Annotated in this window: 26 protein-coding genes; 9 read left to right on the top strand and 17 right to left on the bottom strand. The window is 69.5% G+C overall.

Annotation, left to right across the window (positions count from 1 at the left end; translation table 11 throughout):
- Positions 1-56 precede the first annotated feature (56 nt).
- Positions 57-1,790: a serine/threonine-protein kinase gene (locus ACT1U9_RS12960; protein WP_444538454.1), complete on the bottom strand. Its 1,734-nt coding sequence runs from the start codon at positions 1,788-1,790 to the stop codon at positions 57-59.
- A gap of 251 nt (positions 1,791-2,041) precedes the next feature.
- On the opposite strand from ACT1U9_RS12960, the gene ACT1U9_RS12965 reads away from it, so the two are divergent.
- On the top strand, positions 2,042-3,082 hold the full coding sequence (locus ACT1U9_RS12965) for an alpha/beta hydrolase (RefSeq protein ID WP_444538455.1): 1,041 nt from the start codon (positions 2,042-2,044) through the stop codon (positions 3,080-3,082).
- 18 nt (positions 3,083-3,100) lie between these two features.
- Here ACT1U9_RS12965 and ACT1U9_RS12970 read toward each other — a convergent pair whose 3' ends face one another.
- Complete coding sequence (locus tag ACT1U9_RS12970) at positions 3,101-3,949, bottom strand: menaquinone biosynthetic enzyme MqnA/MqnD family protein (RefSeq protein WP_444538456.1); 849 nt, start codon at positions 3,947-3,949, stop codon at positions 3,101-3,103.
- 260 nt (positions 3,950-4,209) lie between these two features.
- Between ACT1U9_RS12970 and ACT1U9_RS12975 the strand changes: the two genes are divergently transcribed.
- Complete coding sequence (locus ACT1U9_RS12975; RefSeq protein ID WP_003967102.1) at positions 4,210-4,413, top strand: cold-shock protein; 204 nt, start codon at positions 4,210-4,212, stop codon at positions 4,411-4,413.
- 103 nt (positions 4,414-4,516) lie between these two features.
- On the opposite strand, the gene ACT1U9_RS12980 is transcribed toward ACT1U9_RS12975, so the two are convergent.
- Positions 4,517-6,298, bottom strand: coding sequence for an AMP-dependent synthetase/ligase (locus ACT1U9_RS12980; protein WP_444538457.1), 1,782 nt, complete (start codon positions 6,296-6,298; stop codon positions 4,517-4,519).
- Positions 6,299-6,393: 95 nt separating this feature from the next.
- On the opposite strand from ACT1U9_RS12980, the gene ACT1U9_RS12985 reads away from it, so the two are divergent.
- The 3 genes from ACT1U9_RS12985 to ACT1U9_RS12995 all read left to right on the top strand — a co-directional run bounded on the left by ACT1U9_RS12985 (position 6,394) and on the right by ACT1U9_RS12995 (position 9,827).
- The gene (locus tag ACT1U9_RS12985; RefSeq protein ID WP_444538458.1) at positions 6,394-7,404 is read left to right on the top strand and encodes an AraC family transcriptional regulator; all 1,011 of its coding nucleotides are present in this window, start codon (positions 6,394-6,396) and stop codon (positions 7,402-7,404) included.
- 91 nt (positions 7,405-7,495) lie between these two features.
- Complete coding sequence (locus ACT1U9_RS12990; RefSeq protein WP_444538459.1) at positions 7,496-8,644, top strand: lipase family protein; 1,149 nt, start codon at positions 7,496-7,498, stop codon at positions 8,642-8,644.
- A 274-nt stretch (positions 8,645-8,918) separates the two neighbouring features.
- Positions 8,919-9,827, top strand: a complete 909-nt coding sequence (locus ACT1U9_RS12995; protein WP_444538460.1) for an alpha/beta hydrolase — start codon at positions 8,919-8,921, stop codon at positions 9,825-9,827.
- Between the two features lie 800 nt (positions 9,828-10,627).
- Here ACT1U9_RS12995 and ACT1U9_RS13000 read toward each other — a convergent pair.
- Positions 10,628-11,047, bottom strand: a complete 420-nt coding sequence (locus ACT1U9_RS13000; RefSeq protein ID WP_444538461.1) for an ATP-binding protein — start codon at positions 11,045-11,047, stop codon at positions 10,628-10,630.
- A 119-nt stretch (positions 11,048-11,166) separates the two neighbouring features.
- Here ACT1U9_RS13000 and ACT1U9_RS13005 point away from each other — a divergent pair, with 119 nt between their 5' ends.
- Both ACT1U9_RS13005 and ACT1U9_RS13010 read left to right on the top strand, forming a co-directional pair.
- A complete protein-coding gene (locus ACT1U9_RS13005) occupies positions 11,167-12,024 on the top strand; it encodes a helix-turn-helix domain-containing protein (RefSeq protein WP_444539093.1) in 858 nt (285 codons plus the stop codon).
- On the top strand, positions 12,021-12,266 hold the full coding sequence (locus tag ACT1U9_RS13010) for a DUF397 domain-containing protein (RefSeq protein WP_444538462.1): 246 nt from the start codon (positions 12,021-12,023) through the stop codon (positions 12,264-12,266). Before ACT1U9_RS13005 ends, ACT1U9_RS13010 begins: the two co-directional genes overlap by 4 nt.
- A gap of 53 nt (positions 12,267-12,319) precedes the next feature.
- Here ACT1U9_RS13010 and ACT1U9_RS13015 read toward each other — a convergent pair whose 3' ends face one another.
- The 6 genes from ACT1U9_RS13015 to ACT1U9_RS13040 form a co-directional block, all read right to left on the bottom strand.
- A complete protein-coding gene (locus tag ACT1U9_RS13015) occupies positions 12,320-12,763 on the bottom strand; it encodes an RICIN domain-containing protein (protein WP_444538463.1) in 444 nt (147 codons plus the stop codon).
- Between the two features lie 262 nt (positions 12,764-13,025).
- Positions 13,026-13,718 carry a TetR/AcrR family transcriptional regulator gene (locus ACT1U9_RS13020; RefSeq protein ID WP_444538464.1) on the bottom strand — a complete coding sequence of 231 codons (693 nt, stop codon included), beginning with the start codon at positions 13,716-13,718 and terminating at the stop codon, positions 13,026-13,028.
- Between the two features lie 103 nt (positions 13,719-13,821).
- Entirely contained in the window at positions 13,822-14,118 is a 297-nt protein-coding gene (locus tag ACT1U9_RS13025) for a DUF4229 domain-containing protein (RefSeq protein WP_444538465.1), read from the bottom strand.
- Between the two features lie 81 nt (positions 14,119-14,199).
- A complete protein-coding gene (locus ACT1U9_RS13030; RefSeq protein ID WP_444538466.1) occupies positions 14,200-14,724 on the bottom strand; it encodes a GNAT family N-acetyltransferase in 525 nt (174 codons plus the stop codon).
- A 10-nt stretch (positions 14,725-14,734) separates the two neighbouring features.
- Positions 14,735-15,913, bottom strand: a complete 1,179-nt coding sequence (gene mqnE, locus ACT1U9_RS13035; RefSeq protein WP_444538467.1) for an aminofutalosine synthase MqnE — start codon at positions 15,911-15,913, stop codon at positions 14,735-14,737.
- Positions 15,914-15,967: 54 nt separating this feature from the next.
- Positions 15,968-16,417, bottom strand: coding sequence for an Lrp/AsnC family transcriptional regulator (locus ACT1U9_RS13040; protein WP_067160265.1), 450 nt, complete (start codon positions 16,415-16,417; stop codon positions 15,968-15,970).
- Between the two features lie 144 nt (positions 16,418-16,561).
- Between ACT1U9_RS13040 and ACT1U9_RS13045 the strand changes: the two genes are divergently transcribed.
- Positions 16,562-16,687, top strand: coding sequence for a hypothetical protein (locus ACT1U9_RS13045; protein WP_444539324.1), 126 nt, complete (start codon positions 16,562-16,564; stop codon positions 16,685-16,687).
- Here ACT1U9_RS13045 and ACT1U9_RS13050 read toward each other — a convergent pair.
- The 3 genes from ACT1U9_RS13050 to ACT1U9_RS13060 are packed head-to-tail and all read right to left on the bottom strand — an operon-like array spanning position 16,684 to position 19,789.
- Positions 16,684-17,394, bottom strand: coding sequence for a UbiX family flavin prenyltransferase (locus tag ACT1U9_RS13050; protein ID WP_444538468.1), 711 nt, complete (start codon positions 17,392-17,394; stop codon positions 16,684-16,686). The two genes, ACT1U9_RS13045 and ACT1U9_RS13050, sit on opposite strands and share 4 nt — an antisense overlap.
- Before the next feature lie 38 nt (positions 17,395-17,432).
- Positions 17,433-18,335, bottom strand: coding sequence for a menaquinone biosynthesis prenyltransferase MqnP (gene mqnP, locus ACT1U9_RS13055; RefSeq protein ID WP_444538469.1), 903 nt, complete (start codon positions 18,333-18,335; stop codon positions 17,433-17,435).
- Positions 18,335-19,789 carry a menaquinone biosynthesis decarboxylase gene (locus ACT1U9_RS13060; RefSeq protein WP_444538470.1) on the bottom strand — a complete coding sequence of 485 codons (1,455 nt, stop codon included), beginning with the start codon at positions 19,787-19,789 and terminating at the stop codon, positions 18,335-18,337. Before ACT1U9_RS13060 ends, mqnP begins: the two co-directional genes overlap by 1 nt.
- A gap of 89 nt (positions 19,790-19,878) precedes the next feature.
- Between ACT1U9_RS13060 and ACT1U9_RS13065 the strand changes: the two genes are divergently transcribed.
- The gene (locus tag ACT1U9_RS13065) at positions 19,879-20,163 is read left to right on the top strand and encodes a PLD nuclease N-terminal domain-containing protein (RefSeq protein WP_444538471.1); all 285 of its coding nucleotides are present in this window, start codon (positions 19,879-19,881) and stop codon (positions 20,161-20,163) included.
- A gap of 7 nt (positions 20,164-20,170) precedes the next feature.
- On the opposite strand, the gene ACT1U9_RS13070 is transcribed toward ACT1U9_RS13065, so the two are convergent.
- The 4 genes from ACT1U9_RS13070 to ACT1U9_RS13085 form a co-directional block, all read right to left on the bottom strand.
- Entirely contained in the window at positions 20,171-20,686 is a 516-nt protein-coding gene (locus ACT1U9_RS13070; protein ID WP_444539094.1) for an SRPBCC domain-containing protein, read from the bottom strand.
- A gap of 121 nt (positions 20,687-20,807) precedes the next feature.
- Positions 20,808-21,902 carry a c-type cytochrome biogenesis protein CcsB gene (gene ccsB / locus ACT1U9_RS13075; protein ID WP_444538472.1) on the bottom strand — a complete coding sequence of 365 codons (1,095 nt, stop codon included), beginning with the start codon at positions 21,900-21,902 and terminating at the stop codon, positions 20,808-20,810.
- Entirely contained in the window at positions 21,899-23,668 is a 1,770-nt protein-coding gene (gene resB / locus ACT1U9_RS13080) for a cytochrome c biogenesis protein ResB (protein WP_444538473.1), read from the bottom strand. Before resB ends, ccsB begins: the two co-directional genes overlap by 4 nt.
- Positions 23,669-23,671: 3 nt before the next feature.
- The gene (locus tag ACT1U9_RS13085; protein WP_444539095.1) at positions 23,672-24,409 is read right to left on the bottom strand and encodes a cytochrome c biogenesis CcdA family protein; all 738 of its coding nucleotides are present in this window, start codon (positions 24,407-24,409) and stop codon (positions 23,672-23,674) included.
- Positions 24,410-24,415: the final 6 nt, after the last annotated feature.

The raw sequence follows: 24,415 nt of genomic DNA on the forward strand, positions 1-24,415 counted from the left end.
GGCCTCGGTCCGGGTGGGGCCGAGCCCTTGTTCTCGACCGGCCCCCACTTCTTCACCTACTTCTTCTTCACCAGCGTCGCGTACGGCTTGCCCGCGGCCTCCTCCTGGGAGTCGTACTTGAGGGTGCCGTCCGCGTTGCGCGTGAAGACCAGTGTGGCCGTGCCGCTGGTGCACAGGCCCCCCAGGCGCGGCCGGGACGGGTCCGTACGCTCCTCGATCGTCACCTTGTCCGCCGTGGCGGACACCAGCTTGCCGATCCCGAAGCACTCCACGGTCGTACCGATGAGGGTGATCTTGGACGAGGTGCTCACCACGTCCTTGCCAATGGAGCCCGGCGAGAACACCGCCGTCAGATCGCCGTGCGGCTGCCCGGTCGACGACTCGGTCATCGGGCCCTGCCAGGTCCCCCAGAACGCCTGCGGCAGCGCGGACACCGATCCGCTGCTGTCCCCGGAGGACGAGCTCGGCGGACGCGGGGAGCCCGAGGACGCCGAGCCGCTGGCCTTGTCACTGCCGCCGCCGCGCCCCGGCAACAAGTCGAAGACGAACGCGCCCCCGACCGTCACCGCCGCCAGCGCGCCCGCGACCGCGAGCGCCACCGTGCAGCTGACCCGCCGCCCGCGCCCCCGCTCACCCGGCTCGACCGCCGTGCCCATGGAGAGCGAGACGCGGGGCGGGGCGGCGGGCGGCTCGGGCATACGCGGCCCGGGCACGGCATCGGCGATCCCCGCCCCCGCACCGCCAGCGGCCACCCCGTTCCCGTACGCGTACGAGCCACCGCTCTGCGACGCGACCGGCGCACCGGCCCCGTACGACGCGTCCGGCGGGCCGAACACCCCCACCGACGGGCCGGCGAACGCCACCGGGCCGGGGGCGTCCGTGGCCGGAGCCTCCGGTTCCAGGTCCAGCAGCCGTACCGCCGACCGGCTCACCTCCTCCACCAGCGCGCCCGGCAGCCAGCCGGTGGCGACCAGGGCGGCGGCGCCGGCGGGGGCCAGGGCATGGGCGAGTTCGGCGGGGGCGGGGCGATCGGCCGCCGACTTGGCCAGGCACGCGCCTACCGCCGACCGCAGCTCGCCGCCGAGTCCACCGCCCAGCTCCGGCTCCTCGTGCACCACCTTGTAGAGGAGGGCCGCCGAGGAGTCGCCCGGGAACGGCGGCGCACCCGTGGCCGCGTACGCGAGCACCGCGCCCAGCGAGAACACATCGGCCGCCCCGGTGACCCCCTTGCCCAGGATCTGCTCGGGCGACATATAGCCCGGGGACCCGATCGACACACCTGACGCGGTGAGCGAGGCCGTGCCGTCCGTGGCGCGGGCGATGCCGAAGTCGATCAGCCGGGGCCCGTCCAGCGTGAGCAGCACATTGGAGGGCTTCACGTCCCGGTGGACAAGGCCGAGCGCGTGCACCGCCGCCAGCGCCTCCGCGAGCCCGGCGCCCAGCGCGCGCACCGCGTGCTCGGGCAGCGGGCCGTGCGCGGTGACCGCCTGGGCGAGCGAGGGGCCCGCGACATAGCCGGTGGCCACCCACGGGACCGCGGCCTCGGGATCGGCGTCGAGGACCGGCGCGGTCCAGGCCCCGCCGACCCGCCGGGCCGCCTCCACCTCGTGGCGGAACCGGGCCCGGAACTGCTCGTCGAGCGCGAAGTGCGGGTGGACGACCTTCACCGCGACCGTACGGCCACCGGCGCTGCGGCCCAGATAGACGCGGCCCATGCCGCCCGCGCCGAGTCTGCCGAGCAGCCGGTAGGCGCCGATGGTGCGCGGTTCGTCCGCTTCGAGCGGCTGCATCGCGATCTGCTCCCCCAAGGCGACAGGACCGGGCGACAGGACCGGGACGAAATACCCTGGCCGACCGGCCCGGGCCGTCAAGTACGGTCGAACAGCAGCGTAGAGCGCGACGTGGGCGGGATCACTGGCTCGTGTCGGATCCGAGACGTACGGCGACGAACCGTATCGAACGAATGGTCGTCTCTCCCTGCGGAGATCGCACGAGAAACGCACACTTGGCCTGTAAGCGACAAAACACCTCGGAGCACCGTATGAATCGCCGTCCCGCCGCGCTGATAGCCGCCGCCGTCCTCGGTGCGGTCGTGCTGGTCACCGGCTGCTCGGACGAGAGCAAGCCGGTCAGCTTCGACAGCCCGGGCGCCCAGTCGGCTTCGCCCAAGGCCGGCAGCAAGGCGCCCCAGACGCCGCAGGACAAGAACGCCTCCGAGGTCAGCGCCAAGACGCTGCTGCCGACCGGCCCCAAGGCCGAGTTCACCACGCAGAACACCCTTGAGGACGGCACCAAGATCGGCGTGACCACCCTGCACGGCAAGAAGTCGGGCTTCACCGGCAAGGTGTGGGTGTGGGCGCCGAAGCAGTACTTCGACCCCAAGTACGCCCAGAGCGGCTTCCCGGTCCTCATCGCGCTGCCGGGCGGAAACGGTTACCCCAAGAACTACTGGATGGGCACCGACCTCAAGCTGCAGAGCAGCATCACCGAGTGGTCGAAGGAGGGCAAGAGCGTCCCGTTCGTCGTGGTGATGCCGGTCCTCAACCCGGACGCGAAGTACTACTACGACGGCAGCGACATCCCGGGCCACCCCAAGATGGGCACCTGGATGACCGAGGACGTGCCGGACTTCGTGAAGGCGAACTTCCGCACCTTCAAGTCCCGTGACGGCTGGGCGTTCATGGGCTCGTCCTCCGGCGGCTTCGTCGGCCTGAAGTCGGTGCTCAAGCGCCCCGACCAGTTCCGCGCCGTGATCGCCTCGGGCCCCGACACCGTGCCGGACTCCCCGCTGTGGGCCGGCCACGAGGCCGAGAAGCAGGCGAACAACCCGGAGAAGCTCGCCCAGGCCCTGATCGACAGCAACGGCCCCGAGGTCGACCTCGCCTTCCAGATAGGCACCAAGGAAGGCGGCATGGCGAACCTGAAGGGGTTCATAGACCGGTACGGCAAGGGCCCGGTCAAGACCCATCTCCAGGTCATCCAGGGCGGCAAGCACAACGCCCACACGTACATCAAGGGAATGGGCGACGGGACCATGCAGTGGATCAGCCAGCACCTGATGGCCCCGATCCCGTCGCCCTAACGCACAGAGCACATTCGATTACGCGCCGAGCAGCGCGACCGCCACGTCCGCCGGGAACCCGGTGGTCGGACCGGTCCGGCGGGCGAACTCCCGTACGCCCTCCAGCTGCGCGGCGCCGAACCGGAAGTCCAGCGTCGTGAAGTAGCGCTCCAGGAGCTCCGCGTCGAAGACCTCCCAGCGGGCCGCCTGCTCGGCGACCTTGGCGACCTCCTCCAGGGAGAGGTCACGGGAGGCCAGGAACGCCTCGTGGACCTCGCGCACCATCTCGGGCCGGCGGGCCAGATAGTCCTTGCGGGTCGCCCACACGGCGAAGACGAACGGCAGGCCCGTCCACTCCTTCCACATGGTGCCCAGGTCGTGGACCTGGAGCCCCAGGCGCGGGGCCTCGTGCAGCGAGGCGCGCAGCGCGGCGTCCCCGATCAGCACCGCCGCGTCGGCCTCCTGCATCATCAGGCCGAGGTCGGGCGGGCACGAGAAGTAGTCGGGCTGGACCCCGTACCGCTCGGCGAGCAGCAGCTGCGCCAGGCGTACGGAGGTGCGCGAGGTGGAGCCGAGGGCGACCCGGGCGCCGTCGAGCCGGTCGAGCGGCACCTGCGAGACGATCACGCAGGACATGACCGGCCCGTCACAACCGACCGCGAGGTCGGGAAACGCCACCAGATCGTCCGCGTTGCGCAGGAACTCCACGAGGGTGATCGGGGCGATGTCCAGATCGCCGCGGACCAGCTGCTCGCTGAGCTTCTCGGGGCTGTCCTTGGTGAGTTCGAGGTCAAGGAGGGTGCCCGTACGGGCGAGGCCCCAGTACAGCGGCAGACAGTTGAGGAACTGGATGTGCCCGACCCGTGGCCGGGTGGTTGTTTGGTCCACATCGCGAGACTAGACCTGTCCGGTTTGTCCAGCTACGGCGGGTCTCTTCGTCAGCGCGTCAAAGGCCCGTCAAACGTCCGGGTGACGTGATCTTTCCCTCTACCGCACCCCCGATCCTGCGTGCTACGCTCAGCGCAAGTTGCAGTTTGGTTTCCCTTGCAGTACAGAGCCTGCGGAGCATGTAACCCGCAGGCTTTTGTAGTTTTCAGACTTGTTTGCAGGTTCTGGAGCAGGGCAACCCTTTGGCCCAAGGAGGGCTTATGGCTACCGGAACCGTCAAGTGGTTCAACGCTGAAAAGGGCTTCGGCTTCATCGCCCAGGACGGCGGCGGCCCGGATGTCTTCGTCCACTACTCCGCGATCAACGCGTCTGGCTTCCGCTCCCTGGAGGAGAACCAGGTCGTGAACTTCGACGTCACGCAGGGTCCGAAGGGCCCGCAGGCGGAGAACGTCACCCCGGCCTAGTTGCCCGGGTCGGCGATCGCTGACTAGCAGTACCCAAGGAGCCCTTTCCCGTACGGCGACGTACGGGAAAGGGCTCCTGCCTTTGCGCGGGCGCCTGGCATTCCTATTCGTACAGTCGTTCTATTTCTTTGGCGTACCGCTCCGCCACCGCCCGGCGGCGGACCTTGAGCGTCGGCGTGAGCACCCCGCCGGCGATGGTGAAGTCCTCGTCCAGGACCGCGAAGGCGCGAATGCGGGCCGGGCGGGAGACCCGGGAGTTGGCCTCGTCGACGGCCTCCTGGACCAGGGCCCGTACGGCGGCCGCGTCCTTCCCCGCGACCTCGGCCGCGTCGACCGTGATCAGCGCGACCGGGTACGGGCGGCGGTCGCCGATCATCACCGCGTGCGAGACGAAACGCGAGCGCTCGATGGCGAGCTCGACCTCGGACGGGGTGAGGTTCTTCCCGGCGGACGTGATGATCAGGTCCTTCTTGCGGCCGGTGATCCGCAGATAGCCGTCGTCGTCCAGCTCCCCCAGGTCCCCGGTGTGCAGCCACCCGTCCGCGTCCAGCACCTCGGCGGTACCGGCGGGATTGGCGTGATACCCGGGGAAGACGTTCGCCCCGCGCGCCAGCACCTCGCCGTCCCCGGCGATCCGCACCTCGCACCCCTCGACCGGCCGCCCGACCGTTCCGTACCGCACGGCGCCCGGGTGGTTCAGCGTGATCACCCCGCCCGACTCGGTCATCCCATACCCCTCGAACACCGCGATGCCGGTGGCCCGCAGGAAGTCGAGGGTGGCGGGGGCGATCGGGGCGCCGCCGGTGAGCGCCCAGCGCAGACGACCCCCGAACGCGGCCCGCACCAGCGCGAACAGCTCCTTGTCGGCGGTCGCGTGGGCCTCGTGCAGCTCGGGCGGCAGCTGGCCGTCGGCGGCGAGCACGCCGAGCCGTACGGCCTCCTCGAAGCGAGCCCTTCCGTTCTCCTGGGCCTCCGCGAGCCTCAGAACGCTCTGGTGCACCTTCTCGAACAGCCTTGGCACGGAGGGGAGATGGGTGGGCTGCGCCTCTGCCAGCTCTTTTATGACGTCCTCGACTCGGCCGCCGAAGTAGCAGAGTTCACCGCCGTAGAGGAGCGTGGAGAACTGGATGAGCTGGGCGAGGAGGTGGGCGAGGGGGAGGTAGAGGTACGTTCTGTCGCCCGGGCCGCCTTCGGTGAGGTGCAGTGTGGCGTCCTGTACCGCGCCCATGTTGGCGTGGGTGAGGCGGCAGCCTTTGGGCGAGCCTGTGGTGCCGGATGTGTAGACCAGGGTTGCGGTGTCCTCTGGGCGGACGGCGTTTTGGCGGGCCAGCAGGTCGTCAAGGGGTGCGTTGGCCCCTTCCCCCAGTACCGCCCATGCGGGGTTTGCTTTCGACTGCGGGCCGGTGGGGGCTTGTCGCGCAGTTCCCCGCGCCCCTGTAGGGCCTCCGGTAGCGCACAGCACACGCAACTCCCGCAGGTCGGGGAGGCGAGGACGTAAGGAGGTAACGCGGGCCGCCTGCGCCGCGTCCTCGCACAGGACAACGCTCGCCCCCGAGTCCTTCAGCACCCACTCCACCTCCTCCTCCCCCGCCGTCGGGTAGATCGGGACGACCACCGTGCCCGCCGCCAGGCAGGCCAGGTGGGTGTGGGTCCACTCGGGGCGGGTTTCGGCGAGGATCGCCACGCGGTCGCCCGGGCGCAGGCCGAGGGCCAGCAGGGCGCAGGCCGTGCGGCGGACCGTGTCGCGGAGGTCGGTGTACGAGGTGGAGGTCCAGGCGCCGTCCGGCGTGCGGAACCGCTGGGCCGGGTGGGACGCGTACCGCTCCCCGACCCACTCCGCGAACAGGGCCAGCGTCCTGGGACGTCGTGTGCTCGGTTCCGTCATATACCCGACGGTAACGACGGGGTTCGGCCGCGCGGGATGACGGGAAACGTCACCCCCGCTGACCGCACCGCTCAATCCCGCTACGGTCGTTGGCCATGGGCAAGGGGACGATCACCGTGCACCATGTACGCGCCGTGCTGCGCGGCGCCGAGCGGCGCCACATCGACACCGTGCCGTTGCTGCAGGCCGCCGGTATCCCCGCATCGCTCCTCGGCGACGACCGGGCGCGGGTGACGCCCGCCCAATTCGCGCTGCTGTTCCGGGCGTTGTACCGGGCGACGGGCGACGAGTTCCTCGGGCTCGGCACGGCCCCGAGCCGCCCCGGCACCTTCGCGATGATGTGTTACGCGTCGCTGGCGTGCCGCGATCTGGGGGCGGCGATGCGGCGCGGGATCACGTTCTACGGCCTCTTCCCGGGCGGCCCGATCCTGTCGCTGACCGTCACCGACACCGGGCAAGCGGTCTTCTCCGTACGAGGTGACCTCGGCGGTCGGGACACGGACCACTTCCTCACCGAGTGCCTGCTGATCATCTCGCACCGGCTGTGCAGCTGGCTGGTGGGCCGCCGGATCCCGCTGCTGCGGGCGTCGTTCGGCTATCCGCCGCCCCCGCACAAGGACGAGTACCCGTCGCTGTTCGGCTGCCCGGTCCGCTTCGGGGACGCGCGTACGGAGGCGGTGTTCGACGCCCGCTGGCTGACCGCACCCCTCGTACGGGACGAGGCGGCGCTGGAGCAGATGCTGCGACGGGCACCCTTCGAACTGCTGAGCCGCAGGGCGTACGGGACGACGGTGGCCGAGCAGGTCCACCGCGACCTCGCCCGGGTCCTCCAGGACTCCCCGCGCCTGCCGTCCCTGGACGCCACGGCGGCCCGGCTCGCCCTCTCCCCGGCGACGTTGCGGCGCCGCCTCCAGCAGGAGGGAACGTCGTTCCAGCAGCTCAAGGACGCGGTGCGGCGCGATGCCGCCATCGCGGGCCTGGCGGAGGGGCACGAGCCGATCGCGGACCTGGCGGCACGGCTGGGCTTCTCCGAGGACACGTCCTTCCACCGGGCGTTCCGCCGCTGGACGGGGACGACGCCGGGGGCGTATCGGCTGGGCCAGTGAAGGTGAGCGGTTCGGTCAGCGCCGTACCTACTGGCGGGTCACTACTGTCTCCCCAACTGCCCCCACCCCACAGGACGTTGGGAGAGCCGCAATGCCCATCCGAACCAGAGTCGCCGGCGCGGTCGCCGCCGGGCTCCTCCTCTCGGCAGCCACCCCCACGGCGTTCGCAGCCGACACCTCCACGAGCCCCGGGGACGTGGTCACGTCGGCCCCCACGGAGTTCCACCCCTTGCCCGGTCAATGGACCAACACCAGTGCCTGGCACATCACTTACCGCTCGACGACGGCCAAGGGCGGCCCGAACGTCGTGTCCGGCACGGTGATCGTCCCCAACGACGGCCGTACGGGACCGCGTCCGCTCGTGACGTACGCGGTGGGCACGGTCGGTATGGCCGACTCGTGCGCGCCGAGCGCGGGATTCCCGTACGGAACGACGATCGAGGCCACCCTGATCAACCAGATCGTGCAGCGCGGCTGGGCGGTCGCGGTGACCGACTACGAGGGCCTGGGCACGCCCGGGGACCACACGTACACGGTCGGCCGGGCCGAGGGCACGGCCATGCTCGACGCGGCCCGCGCGGCCCAGCGCCTCGGCATCCCCGGCGTGGACGCCAACTCCCCCGTCGGCATCATGGGTTACTCCCAGGGCGGCCAGGCCAGCAGCTGGGCGGCCGAACTCCACGACTCGTACGCCCCCGAGCTCAAGGTCAAGGGCACGGCGACCGGCGGAGTCCCGGCCGACCTCCTGAAGGTCGCCCACGCCAACGACGGCGGCCTCGGCTCGGGCCTGATCTTCATGGCGGCGGCGGGCCAGAACGCGGCGTTCCCGGAGCTGAACCTGGACGCGTATCTGAACCCGGCGGGGAAGGCGCTGGTGCACTACTTCAAGTCGAACTGCGTGGCGATCGACTCGGTCGTGGGCTCCTTCAAACACATCACAGACCTGACGGTGAAGAACCCGTTGGACCAACCGGACTGGCAGGCGCGCCTGAACGAGTCCCGCCTGGGCACCCACGCCCCCGACGCCCCGGTGTACCTGTACCACGGCACCCTGGACGAGCTGATCCCGTACGCGGTGGGCCAGGGCCTGAGGTCGGACTGGTGCGCGCGGGGAGCGAACATCTCCTGGCACGCGCTGCCGCTGCTGGGGCACATCGGCGGGGTGACGGTGGGCGCGCTCCCGGCGGCGGACTGGTTGGCGGACCAGTTCGCGGGGCGTCCTAGTGGGAACAACTGCTAGGTGCCGGGGGCCTCACGGATGCCTCTAGGGGCGCGGGGGCTGGGGCGATCTGCTTGGTCCCGGATGCCTTAAGGGGCGCGGGGAACGGCGCGAGCACCACGCGCGGTCCGCACCTTCAAGAGGGTCTAGAGGGGCGCGGGGAACGGCGCAACCAGCCACAGACGGCCCGCACCCAAACGACCGCATCCAGCGAAGCAACGGCGCGGCCCCGATGCGCAAGGACCACGAAGGGGTCCATCCTGGCAACATGCCGATGGACCCCGAAATCGCGGCCATGCTAAAGCAGTACGGCGTAGACGCCCCCGCGCCCGACGCCCCACCCTCCGTCGCCGACATGCGCGCAGGCAACCGCATGCTGTCGCTGGCCGTCGCCCCGGACCCACCGATCGAGGTGGCCGAGGTGACGAACGACAGAATCGCGGGCGTCCCCGTACGCACGTACCGCCCAGAGGCACCAGGCACACCGCCCCCCACCATCGTGTTCTTCCACGGCGGCGGCTTCATCGTCGGCGACCTGGACACCCACGACGGAGTCTGCCGCAGACTGTGCCGGGACCTGGGCGCGGTCGTGGTGAGCGTCGGCTACCGCCTGGCCCCCGAGTTCCCGTTCCCGTCGGGCTTCGACGACTGCGTGGCGGTGACGAGCCATGTCGCGGAGGCGATCGGCGAGTACGGCGGCGGAGTACTGGGCGTGGCGGGCGACAGCGCGGGCGGTGGTCTGGCCGCCGGAGTGGCGCTGGCCTTCCGGGACGAGGGCCGCCCGCTGGCGGCGCAGCTACTGGCGTACCCGTCCACGGACCTGAGCCCCGGCCGCAGCCACGCGTCCCTGACGGAGAACGCCACGGGCTACCTCCTGACGACGGCCGAGGTGGAGAACGACATCGCCCTCTACCTGGGCGAGATGCGAGCCGCCGCCGACTTCCCCCCGGCGTCCCCGCTCCTGGCCACCAGCCACGCGGACCTGGCGCCGGCGGTGATCGGCTGCGGCGAGTACGACCCGCTACGGGACGAGGGCCTGGCGTACGCGGACGCCCTGGCAGCGGCGGGCGTAACGGTCCACAAACACCGCTACCCCGGCCTGATCCACGGCTTCCTCAACTTCGCCGCCCGCTCGAAGGCGGCGGACGCGGCGGTGACGGAGATGTTCCGGGAGTACGGCGAACTACTGAGGCGCAGCGCCTGAAGCGCGCTGGGCGGTCGATTTGGCCGTTGGGGTGGTGGCGGGTGATTCGGGGGGATCAGCCCTGCGGGCGCGGGGAACACGACAGGGCGTCGATGTGCTGTGCCTCGGTCCGAGGACCACCCCCGCATGCGCGGGGGCCACTTGGCGTAGGCGTAGATCGTGAGACCCGAGCAGGGACCACCCCCGCGTGTGCGGGGACCACAGCGGGATGTTCAGGCTGATGGCCTGGATGATGGGACCACCCCCGCGTGCGCGGGGACTACGCGCCCGGGTCACCGTGATCGTTGCCGGGAACGGGGCCACCCCCGCATGCGCGGGGACCACCAGGCCGAAACCGAGGGCGACGGTACGACGTGGGGACCACCCCCCGCAGGCGCGGGGACCACGGCAGCCACGCCTGGGCCGTGTTCACCCACTGGGGACCACCCCCACATGCGCGGGGACCACGTCACCGGCACCGAGTCCATGTGATAGACGGTGGGACCACCCCCGCATGCGCGGGGACCACTCTCTCGAAGCCCTGGAAGAGGCGGTAGAGACGGGACCACCCCCGCATGCGCGGGGACCACAGGGCGCGACCTGGCGTTTCAGGTCGACCCAGCCCCGTTTTTGCTTACTTTCATGGATTCCGACATAAGCCCCATCCCGCCCGCATCCCCCCTTGGGATCAGCCCCGGGCGTGGGTCATCAGGCTAATGGGCGAAGGTGGCCGCTGGCCCGCGTAACCGCAATCTGCCTGCATCTCCGCAAGATCGCCAGGCCTCAACAGCCAACCCCACGCCGCCACTTCACCCCACCCCCTACACCCCCACCTCCGCCCAAACCGTCTTCCTGGGCGGCCGCTCCTCCACCCCCCACGCCGTCGCCAGCGCCGCCACCAGCAGCAGCCCCCGGCCCGACTCCGCGCAGCCGCCCACCGCCTCCGGACCCGGACGGCTCGGGAGGCGTTCGGCCCTGGTGTCCGCGACCTCGATGCGGAGTACCGTGCCGAGTACGAGCCGGAGTTCGAAATCGCGGCCCGGTACGTGGCCGTGCAGCACCGCGTTCGCCGCCAGCTCCGCGACGACGAGCGCGGCCGTGTCGGAGCGTTCGCTCCCGTGCGGGATGCCCCACGCGTCCAACTGCCCGAGCGCCACCTTCCGCGCACTGCTCGCACCCCGGCGCGTACTGCTGAAACGCCGTACGAACTCGGTTGCAGGGGTGGTGATTTGAGGATTCATGTCACCGAGCGTGACGAGATGTGCGTACGCTGAACAGGGGCGTCGGCGCGCCACCGTTTTCCTGTACGGGTACGGCCTCCGCTCTGTACGAGTCATCGGCCGTGACCACGGAGGCAGCCATGGACCTGGAAGAACGACCGGAGTCGGCGATCGAGGAAGACGGTACGTCGGAGCTGTTCATCGCCGTCGGCGAGCAGCTGAAGGTGCTGCGTATCCGCGCCGGGCTCACCCAGCGCGAGTTCGGCAAGCTCGTCGGCTACACCGAAGGTCAGATCTCCGCCCTTGAGCGAGGCGTACGCATCCCCCAGCCCGACTTCCTCGACCGCGCCGATCAAATCCTCAACGCGGGCGGGGTGTTGATCGCCGCGAAGCGCGCGATCGAGAAGGCCCAGGTGAAGGCCCGAGTGCGGCATCCGGGCTGGTTCCGCGACTACGCGAACGTGGAGGCGGAAGCCGTCTCCCTGCACGTCTACAGCGTCCAGGCCGTGCCTGGCCTGCTCCAGACCGAGGCTTACGCGAGGGCGGTCTTCACCCACCGTCGACCACTGCTGGACGAGGCGACGATCGAGAAGCGCGTACTCGACCGCTTGGCGCGGCAGCAGATCCTGGAGCGGTGGCCCGCTCCGACGTTCAGCTTCGCGCTGGAAGAGGCCCTACTGCACCGGCCCACCGGCGGGGCCGCCGTCATGACCGAGCAGCTGCAACAGCTGCTGCGCCTCGGACAGTTCCGCACTGTCGAGCTCCAGGTCATGCCCATCGAGCGGGAGGAACACCCCAGCCTGGACGGAGAGTTCACTCTGTTGACCCCCAAGGGGCGTCCACAGGTGGCTTACACGGAGATCCACGGCTACCCCCGCTTGATCACAGACCCGGAAGAAGTCCGGATCTTCAGCGAGCGCTATGGGATCATCCGGGCGCAGGCTCTCACCCCACGGGAGTCTCTGTCCCTGATCGAGAAGATGCTGGGAGAGCGATGAACACCGAACAGCAGCTCCACTGGTTCAAGAGCAGTTACAGCAGCGGCGAAGGCGGCACTTGCGTCGAAGTCGCCTACGACTGGCGCAAGTCGAGTTACAGCAGCGGCGCGGGCGGCGAGTGCGTGGAAGTCGCGGCCCACCCCTCCGCCATCCACATCCGCGACTCAAAGAACACCCCCGGCCCCGAAATCACCATCGCCCCCACCGCCTGGGTCACATTCATCACGTACGCCACTCGCTAAAACAAAAAAGCGGCTACGCCGATTGGTAATCGGCGTAGCCGCTATCCCATCCGTCACACGTTCTCGAAGCGCCACTTCTGGTTCTCGCGGCCTTCCCACGGCTCAATGGTGAGCTGGGTCTTCTCCGTCTCCTGGCGCAGGGTCACCACGCCGTCCATGTACGGGAAGTGGATCCGGTACTGGCCGGAGCCGACCGGCTCGATCGACCACTGCTGGGGGTACGGCTGCGTCGCGATCAGCGGCGGGAAGATCTTGATCAGGCTCAGCGCGAAGAAGAGCTCGCCGAACTCGCCGCCGTGCAGCTTGCTCTTGAGGTGGTACTGGTTGCCGGGGAGGAATTCGATCTCCCACTGCTGGTTGTCACCCTTGTGGTACGAGTACCCGATGATGGGCGTGTTGGGCTCGGTGCGGGCGTCACGGACGTCCACCACACGGTCGTCGTACGCGACATTCTTGATCACGTACAGACCCGGCGACAGAATGAAGCTCTCGGCCATGAATCCTCCTTGACTGCCAGCGACGGATGTTGATCGAGCGCCCTCAACCTAATCCGCGACGGCCCGTCCCGTAACGGGGGCTTCAAGTCGTGCATCGGAATTCATCTTGGCCGGGGCACAGCACATATCCCCGTTTCCCTTCGACCTGAATTCGGGGACCGTTGGCCAATTCACGCCTTCCCCGACCCGGAAGCCCCGACCCCCTCCCCGCTCACCGGCCGTCAAGACAACAGGCGCGGAACGTACGCCCGCCCCACCGCCTTCAGCCGAAAGAATCCGGCGCCTTCTCAGCCCCCGGGCATCCCCCGGGCATCCAGCGCTCGCCCTCCCGCAGGTTCCCCAGCCCCACCCACGCGAAGTTCATCAGCGTCGCCGCAGCTTCCTTCGCCGAGACCCCCTCAGTCGCGTTCGCCCAGTCCGCCAGGGATTCCGCCGCGCCGACCAGCGCCTGGGCGAGGCCGCCGACGTCTCGGGACGCCAGTTCCGGCTCGGACGAGTGGGCCTCACGGGCCGCCGCGGCGATCAAGACAGTCACGAACGCCACCATCTCCTCCCGCATCACCGTGACCTCGGCGGCGAAGGGTTCCCCGTGCGTACGGGCCTGGCGGTGGAGGACCGCCCAGCCGTCGGGGTTCTCGGCGGTGTGGAGGAAGAAGGCGCGCAGCCCGGCCCAGAGCCGCGCGTCGGCGGGGGCGTTCGGCTCGGCCCCGGCCCGTACCGCGCTCACCAGCGCGCGGGCCTCCCGCCGGATCACTGCGGTGAAGAGTTCTTCCTTGGAATTGAGATAGAGGTAGACGAGTGGCTTGGAGACGCCGGCCACCTCGGCTATCTCGTCCATCGAGGCGGCCCGGTACCCGCGCCGGCCGAAGATCCGCACCGCCGCGTCCAGCATCTGCTGCTCGCGCACGGCCCGCGGCATCCGCTTGGCCTTCCCCGCACCCGCAGCTGCACCCATCTGTCCGCATCCTCCCCGGCGCGCCGTCCTACGTCCGGGTAAGGGTAAGCGCGGGGGAAGTCGGCCCTGTTACGAGGGCCAACGGGCCCTGAAACCAAGCCTGTTACTGCGTCACGCCGTCTTCCTGCGTGCGGTTCGCCTCAAGCTTCGCCTTCGCCGACTCCACCTTGGTGACGATCTGCGCCGACATCTCGTCGCGCTGCTTGCGCAGCAGCACGAAGCTCAGCGGGGCCGAGAGGACCAGGGCGAGCAGCACGACCCAGATGGCGTTGGCGTCGCCCAGACCCGCGGGCATGATCCCGAAGTGGACGAGGGCCGCCACGAACACCAGGCAGCCCATGAAGACGGCGATGCGCATCGCGGTGTACCGGACGGTCGCGCTCGGCTTGGCGATGTTCACTGCTGACCTTCTCTCTGGGTTCGGCGTTCCCTGTCCGTCCAGTGAAGCCTGTCCGTCCAGTGAAGCATGTCCCCTATTGGATCAATTCAGCGGGAGCAGCATGAAGATGTCGTCGCGGTCGTCCCCGGGCGCCACACGGATCGCGCCGGGCACCCGCCCGACCTCCTTGTAGCCGCAGGACGCGTAGAACCGCTCCAGGCCGAGCCCGCCCCGGCAGGTCAGGCGTATCGCCTCGATCCCGTCGAAGGAGCGGGCGGCGTCGGCGACGGCCGCCATCAGCTGCTGCCCGTACCCCTTGCCCTGGTGGCGGGGGTGGACCATGACCGTGTACGCCCAGACCCAGTGCCGCATCAGGCCGTGCGTGTTGTGCGCGATGAAGGTGGCGGCGGCGACCGCCCCGTCCTCGTCGTGGCCGACCAGAAGCCGGACCCGGCCCTCGGCCATCCCCGTCAGGTGCTTGAGCAGCTCGGGGCGTACGTCCTCGGCCGAGACCGGCGGCACGAAGCCGACCGCTCCCCCGGCGTTGGACACGTCGGCCCACAGCGCCAGGACCCCGTCGCGCAGCTCCGGGGTGACGGACGGGTCCAGTTCGAAGGTCAGTGACACAGCGAAGCCCTCAGATCCGCATCGCCTGCGGCGACTCGCGCAGCGCCGGGTCCGGGCCGTCGTACTCGCGGATGATCTCGTACCGGGTGTTGCGCTCGACCGGGCGGAAACCGGCCTCGCGGATCAGGTCGAGGAGGTCGTCACGGGTCAGCTTGTTGGGCGTGCCGTAGTTGTCCGCGTCGTGGGTGATCTTGTACTCGACGACCGAGCCGTCCATGTCGTCGGCGCCGTGCTGGAGCGCGAGCTGGGTGGTCTGCAGGCCGTGCATCACCCAGAAGCACTTGACGTGCGGCACGTTGTCGAAGAGCAGGCGCGAGACCGCGAAGGTCTTCAGAGCCTCGGCGCCGGTCGCCATCGTGGTGCGCGCCTGGAGCTTGTTGCGGACCTTGCCGTCCTGCATGTCCACGAAGTCGTGCTGGTAGCGCAGCGGGATGAAGACCTGGAAGCCGCCGGTCTCGTCCTGGAGCTCACGCAGCCGGATGACGTGGTCGACCCGGTGCCGGGGCTCCTCGATGTGCCCGTACAGCATCGTCGAGGGGGTCTTGAGGCCCTTCTCGTGCGCGAGGCGGTGGATCCGCGACCAGTCTTCCCAGTGGGTGTTGTGGTCGACGATGTGCTGACGGACCTCCCAGTCGAAGATCTCGGCGCCACCGCCGGTCAGCGATTCGAGGCCCGCGTCGATCAGCTCGTCGAGGATCTCGGACGCGGTCAGCCCCGAGATCGTCTCGAAGTGGTGGATCTCCGTCGCCGTGAACGCCTTGAGGCCGACGTTCGGCAGGGCCTCCTTGAGGGCCTTCAGCGAGCGCGGGTAGTAGCGCCAAGGGAGCGTCGGGTGGAGCCCGTTGACGATGTGCAGCTCGGTGAGGTTCTCGTTCTCCATCGCCTTGGCGAGGCGGACGGCCTCCTCGATGCGCATGGTGTACGCGTCCTTCTCGCCCGGCTTGCGCTGGAACGAGCAGTACGCGCACGACGCGGTGCACACGTTCGTCATGTTGAGGTGCCGGTTGACGTTGAAGTGGACGACGTCGCCGTTCTTGCGCGTGCGCACCTCGTGCGCGAGGCCGCCGAGCCAGGCCAGGTCGTCCGACTCGTAGAGCGCGACGCCGTCCTCGCGGGACAGCCGCTCCCCGGCCCGGACCTTCGCCTCCAGCTCGCGCTTGAAGCCCACATCTGTGATGGATGCGGTCATGCGGCGGCCTCCCAAATATCTCCGTACACAGGCCCCACCACCGTACGCCCCCGACTACTCGGGCAGTTCGCCGACCCGGTTCTCCCACTTGGTGGAGAGCACGATGGTCGTACGGGTCCGCGAGACGCCCTTGGTGGAGCCCAGGCGCCGGATGGTCTTCTCCAGGCCGTCGACGTCCGAGGCCCGGATCTTGAGCATGTACGAGTCGTCGCCGGCGATGAACCAGCAGTCCTCGATCTCCTCCAGATCGCGCAGCCGGCGGGCCACGTCCTCGTGGTCGGCGGCGTCCGAGAGCGAGATGCCGATGAGCGCGGTCACACCGAGGCCGAGCGAGGCGGCGTTGACGGTGGCGCGGTAGCCGGTGATGACGCCGGCCGCCTCAAGACGGTTGATGCGGTCGGTGACGCTGGGCCCGGAGAGACCGACGAGCCGGCCGAGCTCGGCGTAGGAGGCCCTGCCGTTCTCCCGCAGGGCCTGGATGAGCTGCCTGTCCACGGCGTCCATATGCCTGAAGCCTTCCATTGTTCAGCAATACCGCGAGTTTAGGTGTAGAATCTAAGGTACACAGGGTCGACGCCCTGTGAATCATTCAGCTGCTTGCATGATTTTCCAGCAGATCAAAGACGATCTTTCAGGAGTGTTGACACCGTGTACACGATCGAGATGGCCTACGCCCGTATGCGCGAGCTTCAGGACCAGGCCAACCGCTCGCGTGCCCACCAGCCCACCGCCGCTCAGCGCCGCGCCGCCAAGCGCGCCGCCAAGAAGCGCTAACCAGGAGGACGAGAGCCGCTTCCGAGCTCTCCCTCCCAACGGCGGTACAAGCTGTGCGGCACGCCTGCCGCGTCCAGCACCCGCCCGGCGACGAAGTCCACCAGATCCTGGATGTGTGTCGCCCCCGCGTAGAACGCCGGAGAGGCGGGCAGCACCACTGCGCCCGCCTCGTCCAGCGTCACCAGGTGCTTGAGGGTCTGCCCGTTCAGAGGCGTCTCCCGCACCGCGACCACCAGCTTCCGCCGCTCCTTGAGCGTCACGCTCGCGGCCCGCTGCAACAGGTCCTTCGAAAGCCCGAGAGCCACCCCGGCCACCGACGCCGTACTGGCGGGCACGATCAGCATCCCGCGCACGGCGTACGAACCGGACGACGGCCCGGCGCCGAGATCCCCGGCGCTCCAGTACCGCACGTCGTCGAGGCGGGCACCGCCCACGTCGAAGGTCCCCGGCTTCCCGTCCGCCCCCCGCGCCAGCCACGTCGCGAGATCGTCGCGCCAGTGCGCGTCACGGAAGGCGATCCCCGTCTCGTCGAGCAGGGTCAGCCGCGAGGCCCGCGACACCACGAGGTCCACGCTCTCGCCCGCGTCGATGAGCCCCCGCAGCACGGCAGCCGCGTACGGCGTCCCGGACGCCCCGGACACCCCGACGACCCAGGGCGTACGAGCCCCCGGCGCTTCTCGCTGACCGTGTATGTTCACCTGCTCCACGTGTCCGAGCCTATCCGGCGGCACGGGGGCGGGAGCGGTCACACCGAGAGCCCGCGGACCAGCAGGTCGAGGAGCGCGCAGACGAACAGCGAGATCCCGATGAAACCGTTGGTGGTGAAGAACGCCCGGTTGAGGCGGGACAGGTCGTGCGGCTTGACGATCGTGTGCTCGTAGAGGAACGCCGCCGCCACGATCACCAGGCCGATCCAGAAGAACGCCCCGGCGTCCGTCGCCAGTGCGTACCAGACCAGCAGGGCCGTGGTGACGGCGTGGCAGACGCGCGCGCCGTACAGCGCGGCCGGGACACCGAAGCGGGCCGGGACCGACTTCACGCCGTCGGCGCGGTCGGCCTGGACGTCCTGGCTGCCGAAGATCAGGTCGAACCCGCCGATCCAGACGCCGACGGCGAGCCCGAGGATCACCGCGTCCCCGGACCACTCGCCGGTGACGGCGAGCCAGGCGCCGACCGGCCCCATCGCCTGGGCGAACCCCAGGATCGCGTGCGGGAAGTCGGTGAACCGCTTCCCGTACGGATAGACGACCATCGGGATCACCGCGACCGGCGCCAGCGCCAGACAGAGCGGGTTGAGCAGCGCGGCCGCGCCGAGGAAGACCACCACGGCGATCAGCGCGCCGGTCCAGGCGGACCGCACGCTCACCGCGCCGGTGACCAACTCGCGGTTGGCGGTACGGGGGTTACGGGCGTCGATCTCGCGGTCGATGATCCGGTTGCAGGCCATCGCGAAGGTGCGCAGGCCCACCATGGCGACGGTGACCAGGAGCAGCTTGACCCAGTGGATCTGCTCGTCCAGCTGGAACATCGCGGTCAGCGCGGCGATGTAGGCGAAGGGCAGCGCGAAGACCGAGTGCTCGATCATGACCAGGCGGAGGAAGGCTTTTGTGCGGCCCGGCTGCGGGACCGCTGCTGCGGAAGCACTCATCACTTGAGGCCGTACTCCTTCCAGCGGCGGTCGACCTTCGCCGCCGTGTCCGGGTCCGACTCGACCATGTGCGGCCAGCCGCCGTCCCGGGTGTAGCCCTCCTCGGGCCACTTCGCCGTCGCGTCGATCCCCGCCTTGCCGCCCCAGAACTGCTGGTAGGAGGCGTGGTCGAGGTGGTCGACCGGGCCCTCCACGACGGTGAGGTCACGGGCGTAGTCGGTGTTGCCGAAGGCCCGCCAGGACACTTCGTGCAGATTGTGGACGTCGCAGTCGGCGTCCACGATCACGATCAGTTTCGTCAGCGACATCATGTGCGCGCCCCAGATCGCGTGCATCACCTTCTGCGCGTGCTTGGGGTACTTCTTGTCGATCGAGACGATCGCGCAGTTGTGGAAGCCGCCCGACTCCGGCAGGTGGTAGTCCACGATGTCCGGGACGATGATCTTGAGGAGGGGGAGGAAGAACCTCTCCGTCGCCCTGCCCAGCGGGCCGTCCTCGGTCGGCGGGCGGCCCACCACGATCGACTGGATCAGGGGACGCTTCCGCATCGTCACGCAGTCGATCGTCAGCGCCGGGAACGGCTCCTGCGGGGTGTAGAAGCCGGTGTGGTCGCCGAACGGGCCCTCGGGCAGCATCTGCCCCGGCTCAAGCCAGCCCTCGATGACGACCTCGGCGTTGGCCGGGACCTGGAGCGGCACGGTCTTGCAGTCGACCATCTCGATCCGCTTGCCCTGGATGAACCCGGCGAACAGGTACTCGTCGATGTCCCCGGGCAGCGGCGCCGTCGACGCGTACGTAACAGCGGGCGGGCAGCCGAAGGCGATCGCGACCGGCAGCCGCTCGCCCTTCTTGGCCGCCACCGCGTAGTGGTTGCGGCTGTCCTTGTGGATCTGCCAGTGCATCCCGATGGTGCGCTTGTCGTGGCGCTGGAGGCGGTAGAGCCCCAGGTTGCGCACGCCCGTCTCGGGGTGCTTGGTGTGGGTCAGGCCCAGGTTGAAGAACGAGCCGCCGTCCTCGGGCCAGGTGAACAGCGCGGGCAGCATGTCGAGGTCGACGTCGTCGCCGGTGAGGACGACCTCTTGGACGGGGGCCTCCTTCACCTTCTTCGGCGGTACGTGGACCATCGAGCCGAGCTTGCCGAACGCCTCGCGCACCCCGACGAAGCCCTGCGGGAGTTCGGGCTTGAGCAGCCCGCCGATCTTCTCGCTGATCTCTTCGTACGCCTTGAGGCCGAGGGCCTTGAGCAGGCGCCGGTCGGTCCCGTACACGTTCATCGCGAGCGGCATCGAGGCGCCCTTGACGTTCTCGAAGAGAAGCGCCGGGCCGCCTGCCTTGTTGACCCGGTCGACGATCTCCCCGACCTCCAGGTACGGGTCGACTTCGGCCTTGATGCGGATGAGGTCGCCCTCGCGCTCCAGCGCGCGGAGCAGCGAGCGGAGATCGTCGTAAGCCATGGGGTCAAGTATCGGGCACCGGTTACCCTGGGCCGGTCACCGGGGCCGCCACAAGCCCCGCCGCCGTTCCCTGGGGGGACCTCCCGAACATGCTCAGGTATCTGCCGTTCCTGCTGGTCCTGGCGCTGTGGATCTACGCGTTCATCGACTGCCTCAACACCCCGGAGAACGAGGTCCGCGGCCTGCCGAAGGTCGTGTGGGTCATCGTGATCCTGCTCTTCGGCGAGGTCCTGCTCGGCCCGATCGCCTGGCTGGTGGCCGGTCGGCCGCGTCGCACCACGGCGCAGCGCGGCGGCTGGACGGCACCGGACGACAACCCGGAGTTCCTGGCGTCGCTGAACAAGCGCGACGAGGACGATCCGAAGGGCCGTTAGCGGCCGATTATTGGCGGGCGACCGCGGCTCGCTCGTACGTGTCGCGCAGCTCGCGCCAGCGCTCCAGGGTCCAGGTCGACCAGTCCTTGGGGCGGCCGTCGAGCGCGTCCGCCAGGAACTCGAAGTGCTGGTGCCACCCGGCCAGGCAGTCCAGGCGCAGGGCGTCCTCGCCCGGGAACTCGTTGGTGAAGCGCAGCACCGTCCCCGCCGGGCCCTCCGGCTCCAGGTGGAAGCGGATGCGGCCGTGCAGGTCCACCGTGTACTCGGCGACCCGCTCCGGGAACCAGGCCGTGACCTGCCCGGAGTGGACGGCATCGGGCTCCCCGTTCAGCCAGCGCAGCGTCACCGCGCCGCCGAGGCGCGGCTCCAGTACGTCGGCGGCGCAGAGCCAGCCGGGCAGGCCCTCGGGGGTGGCGACGGCGGCCCAGACCCGGGTCCTCGGGCGCGGGAGATGGAGCTCGTAGCGCAGGAGCCAGGCGCCGTCGTGGGGCTCGCTGGTGCCATGAGGGATCACGTCCGTCATGTGCGTCATGCCACCAGTGTCACCGAAGCCGGGCCCGAACGCCTGTGCTGACGGTCGGACCCGGCTTCAGAGGCTTCACGCCCGTGTACGGGAGGGGCTGGACGCCCGCGTACCAGTGCGGTCAGACACCCGCGTACGAGTGCTTGCCGTTCACGAAGATGTTGACGCCGTAGTAGTTGAAGAGCCAGCAACCGAAGGCGATCAGCGCGAGCGCCGCCGCCTTGCGGCCCTTCCAGCCCGCCGTGGCCCGCGCGTGCAGGTAGCAGGCGTACGCGACCCAGGTGATGAAGGACCAGACCTCCTTGGGGTCCCAGCCCCAGTAGCGGCCCCACGCGTCACCGGCCCAGATCGAGCCCGCGATGATCGTGAACGTCCACAGCGGGAAGACCGCCGCGTTGACGCGGTACCCGAACTTGTCGAGCGAGGCGGCCGAGGGCAGCCGCTCCATGACCGAGGTGGCGAACCTGCCGGGCTGTCCGCCCGCCGCCAGCTTCGCCTCGTACTTGTCGCGGAAGAGGTAGAGCAGGGTGGCGACGCCGCCGACGTAGAAGACCGCGCCGCAGAAGATCGCGGTGGAGACGTGGATCCACAGCCAGTACGAGTGCAGCGCGGGCACCAGCTGGTCGCTCGCGGTGTAGAGGACGGTGACCGCGAGGCCGAGGTCGAGCAGGACCGAGGTGACCAGCGGAAGGCCGAGCCAGCGCACTTCCTTCTTCATCGCGAGCAGGCCGATGTACACACCGACGGCCACCGTGGAGAAGGTGATGTTGAACTCGTACATGTTGCCCCACGGCGCCCGCTGCACGGACAGCGCGCGGGTGAGCACGCCGCCGAACTCGACGAGGAACGCGAGGACGGTGAAGGACACCGCGATACGGCCGTACAGGTCGCCCTTGGCGTCGCCGCCGGCGGCGCCGGGGCCGTCCGGTACGTCACGGTTGCCGGCGCCGGAGCGGGTGACGACCTTGGGGCGCTCCAGGACCGCGGTGCCGCCGCCCTTCTTGGCGACCTGCACCTTCACCGTGCCGGAGCCGGTCTCGGCGGCGTCCGGGCCCGCGGTGAGCGCGGCCGCCGTGCGGGCGACCTTGCTGCGGCTGCCCAGGATCCACTCGGCCATGTGCGCGAAGAACGCCAGCAGATAGACCGCCATGGCGGAGTAGATCAGGTAGTTGCTGGTGTGCGCGAGGTTCTCGTTGGTGGTGGCGGCGAGATTCACTTCTCAGCCCCTTCGGAGGTGGCAGGTACAGCAGCCTTGTCCTCGGCGGGCTCAGCTGCGGGATCGGGCGCGGTCGGCGCCTCGGGGATGAGCGTGACCGCGAGATCGGCCAGCTCCTCGGGGAGCCTGGCGGACTCACTGCGTCCCAGGCCCGCCATCTCGACGACGGTGACGCCGTCCTTGCCGGTGACGGCCCGGACCCAGATCCGGCGCCGCTGGATGAACAGCGAGCCGGCCAGGCCCGCGATGGCCAGAATCGCGCCGGTCAGCGCGAGCTCGTTGCCCGGCTGCTGCGAGATCTGGAAGCTCGCCCACTGCTTGATGTCCTTGTCGAAGGTGATCGACCCGGCACCGTCGGGCAGGTCCAGGGACTCACCGGGCAGCAGGGTCTTCTTGAGGACCTTGCCGTCGGCGTCCTTGAACGGCTTCATCTTGTCGGTGTCCAGCTGGTACACGTTCTGCGGCAGCCCGGAGTTGACCCCGAGGCTGCCGTGGTACGCGCCGACGTTGAGCACCGGGAAGTCGAGCGCGGGGAACTGGGAGAACATCGTCCCGTTGCCCTTGCCGCCGTAGGTCGGCACGAAGAACGCGGCGAAGCCGAGCTGGTCCCACTTGCCCTTGGCGTCGGTGTAGCCGTCGTACACCTTGATGGCGCCGCTGGAGGAGATGTTGTTGTCGATGGGCAGCAGCGGCACCGAGCCGTGGAAGACGACCTTGCCGCGCCCGTCCTTGACGGTGACCGTCGGCGCGTAGCCGTGGGCCAGGAGGTAGACCTTCGAGCCGTCGACGATCAGCGGCTTGTTGACCTCGATGTCCTTCTTCTTCGGCTTGCCGTCGGCGCCCTCGGAGTACGTGACGTGGGCGACGAACTCGCGCGCGGTGCCGCGGTTGGGCCCGTTGCGCTCGTACGTGGCGTCGAAGCGGTCCAGGGTGAAGCTGAAGGGCGCCAGGTCGTCGCTCTTGAAGAGCGAGCCGGACTTGAAGTCGTCGTACTGGGTGAGGGTGTTGGAGAAGCCGTCGCCCTGGACGATCAGCTTGCCGCCCTCGGACTTGAAGAGCTGGCCGACGGCGAACGCCACCAGGATCAGGATCAGCGAGACATGGAAGATCAGGTTCCCGGCCTCGCGCAGATAGCCCTTCTCGGCGGCGACCGCGTCGCCGACCACATGCGTACGGAAGCGGCGCTTCTTCAGCATCGCGGCCGCGGCCTCGCGGACCTGCTCCGGGTCGGCCTCGGTGCGCCACGTCGTGTACGCGGGCAGCCGGGTCAGCATCCGGGGCGCGCCCGGCGGGCGGCCGCGCAGCTGGCCGATGAACTGCCAGGTGCGCGGGACGATGCAGCCGATCAGCGACACGAACAGCAGGATGTAGATCGCGGAGAACCACACCGAGCTGTAGACGTGGAACATGCCGAGCTTCTCGTAGATCGGCGACAGCGTGGTGTGCCGCTTCTCGAAGTCGGCGACCTTCAGCTCGTCCACCCGGGTCTGCGGGATGAGCGAGCCGGGGATCGAGCCGAGCGAGAGCAGCAGCAGGAGCAGCAGCGCGATCCGCATCGAGGTGAGCTGGCGCCACAGCCAGCGGATCCAGCCGATCACGCCGATGCCGACCGGGCCGTTGGAGAGCTCCTCGGCCGGGGCCGTGGACAGCTGCGCGCCGGCCTCGCCGAGATCGTGCTCGGCGCTCTCCTTGGCGCGGTCCGCCGCCTCGCTCGTTTCCGTGTCCTGCTCCGACGCCCGCTCCGGGGCCGCTTCGGTCCTACTCATCAATCAGACACCCACCTGGAAGCCGTTGGACCACACCTGCACCTGCTGGATGAGCTCCGCCCAGGCACCGGTGAGCAGCAGCAGACCGGTGGCGATCATCATGCCGCCGCCGGTCCGCATCACCCACACGTAGTGCCGCTTCACCCAGCCGAAGGCGCCGAGGGCCTTGCGGAAGGCGACCGCCGCCAGCACGAACGGCAGTCCGAGACCGGCGCAGTACGCGACGGTCAGTATGGCCCCGCGACCGGCGCTCGCCTGGTCCATCGCCAGGACGTTCACCGAGGTGAGCGTGGGACCCAGGCACGGCGTCCAGCCGACGCCGAAGAGGGCGCCGAGTATCGGCGCGCCCGCGAGACCGCTCACCGGCCGCTTGTGGAACCGGAATTCGCGCTGCGTCAGCCAGGGCATCAGGCCCATGAAGAAGACGCCCATCAAGATCATGAGCACGCCCAGGACCTTGGAGATCGTGTCGTTGTACTCCTGGAGCGTCTGGCCGAAGAAGCCGAACAGGGCGCCGCCGGAGACGAAGACGGCGGTGAACCCGAGGACGAACAGACTCGCCCCGGCGACCATCCGGCCGCGCTTGGCCTCCGCGAGATCGGTGCCGGTCACCCCCGTCACATACGACAGGTAGCCCGGCACCAGCGGCAGGACGCAGGGCGAGAAGAACGAGATGAGACCGCCGAGCACGGCGACCGGCAGGGCGACGAGCAGGGCCCCGCTGAGGACCGTGTCGTTCATGCCGGG

The organism is Streptomyces sp. BR1 (assembly GCF_052373795.1).
Classification (GTDB): Bacteria; Actinomycetota; Actinomycetes; order Streptomycetales; family Streptomycetaceae; genus Streptomyces.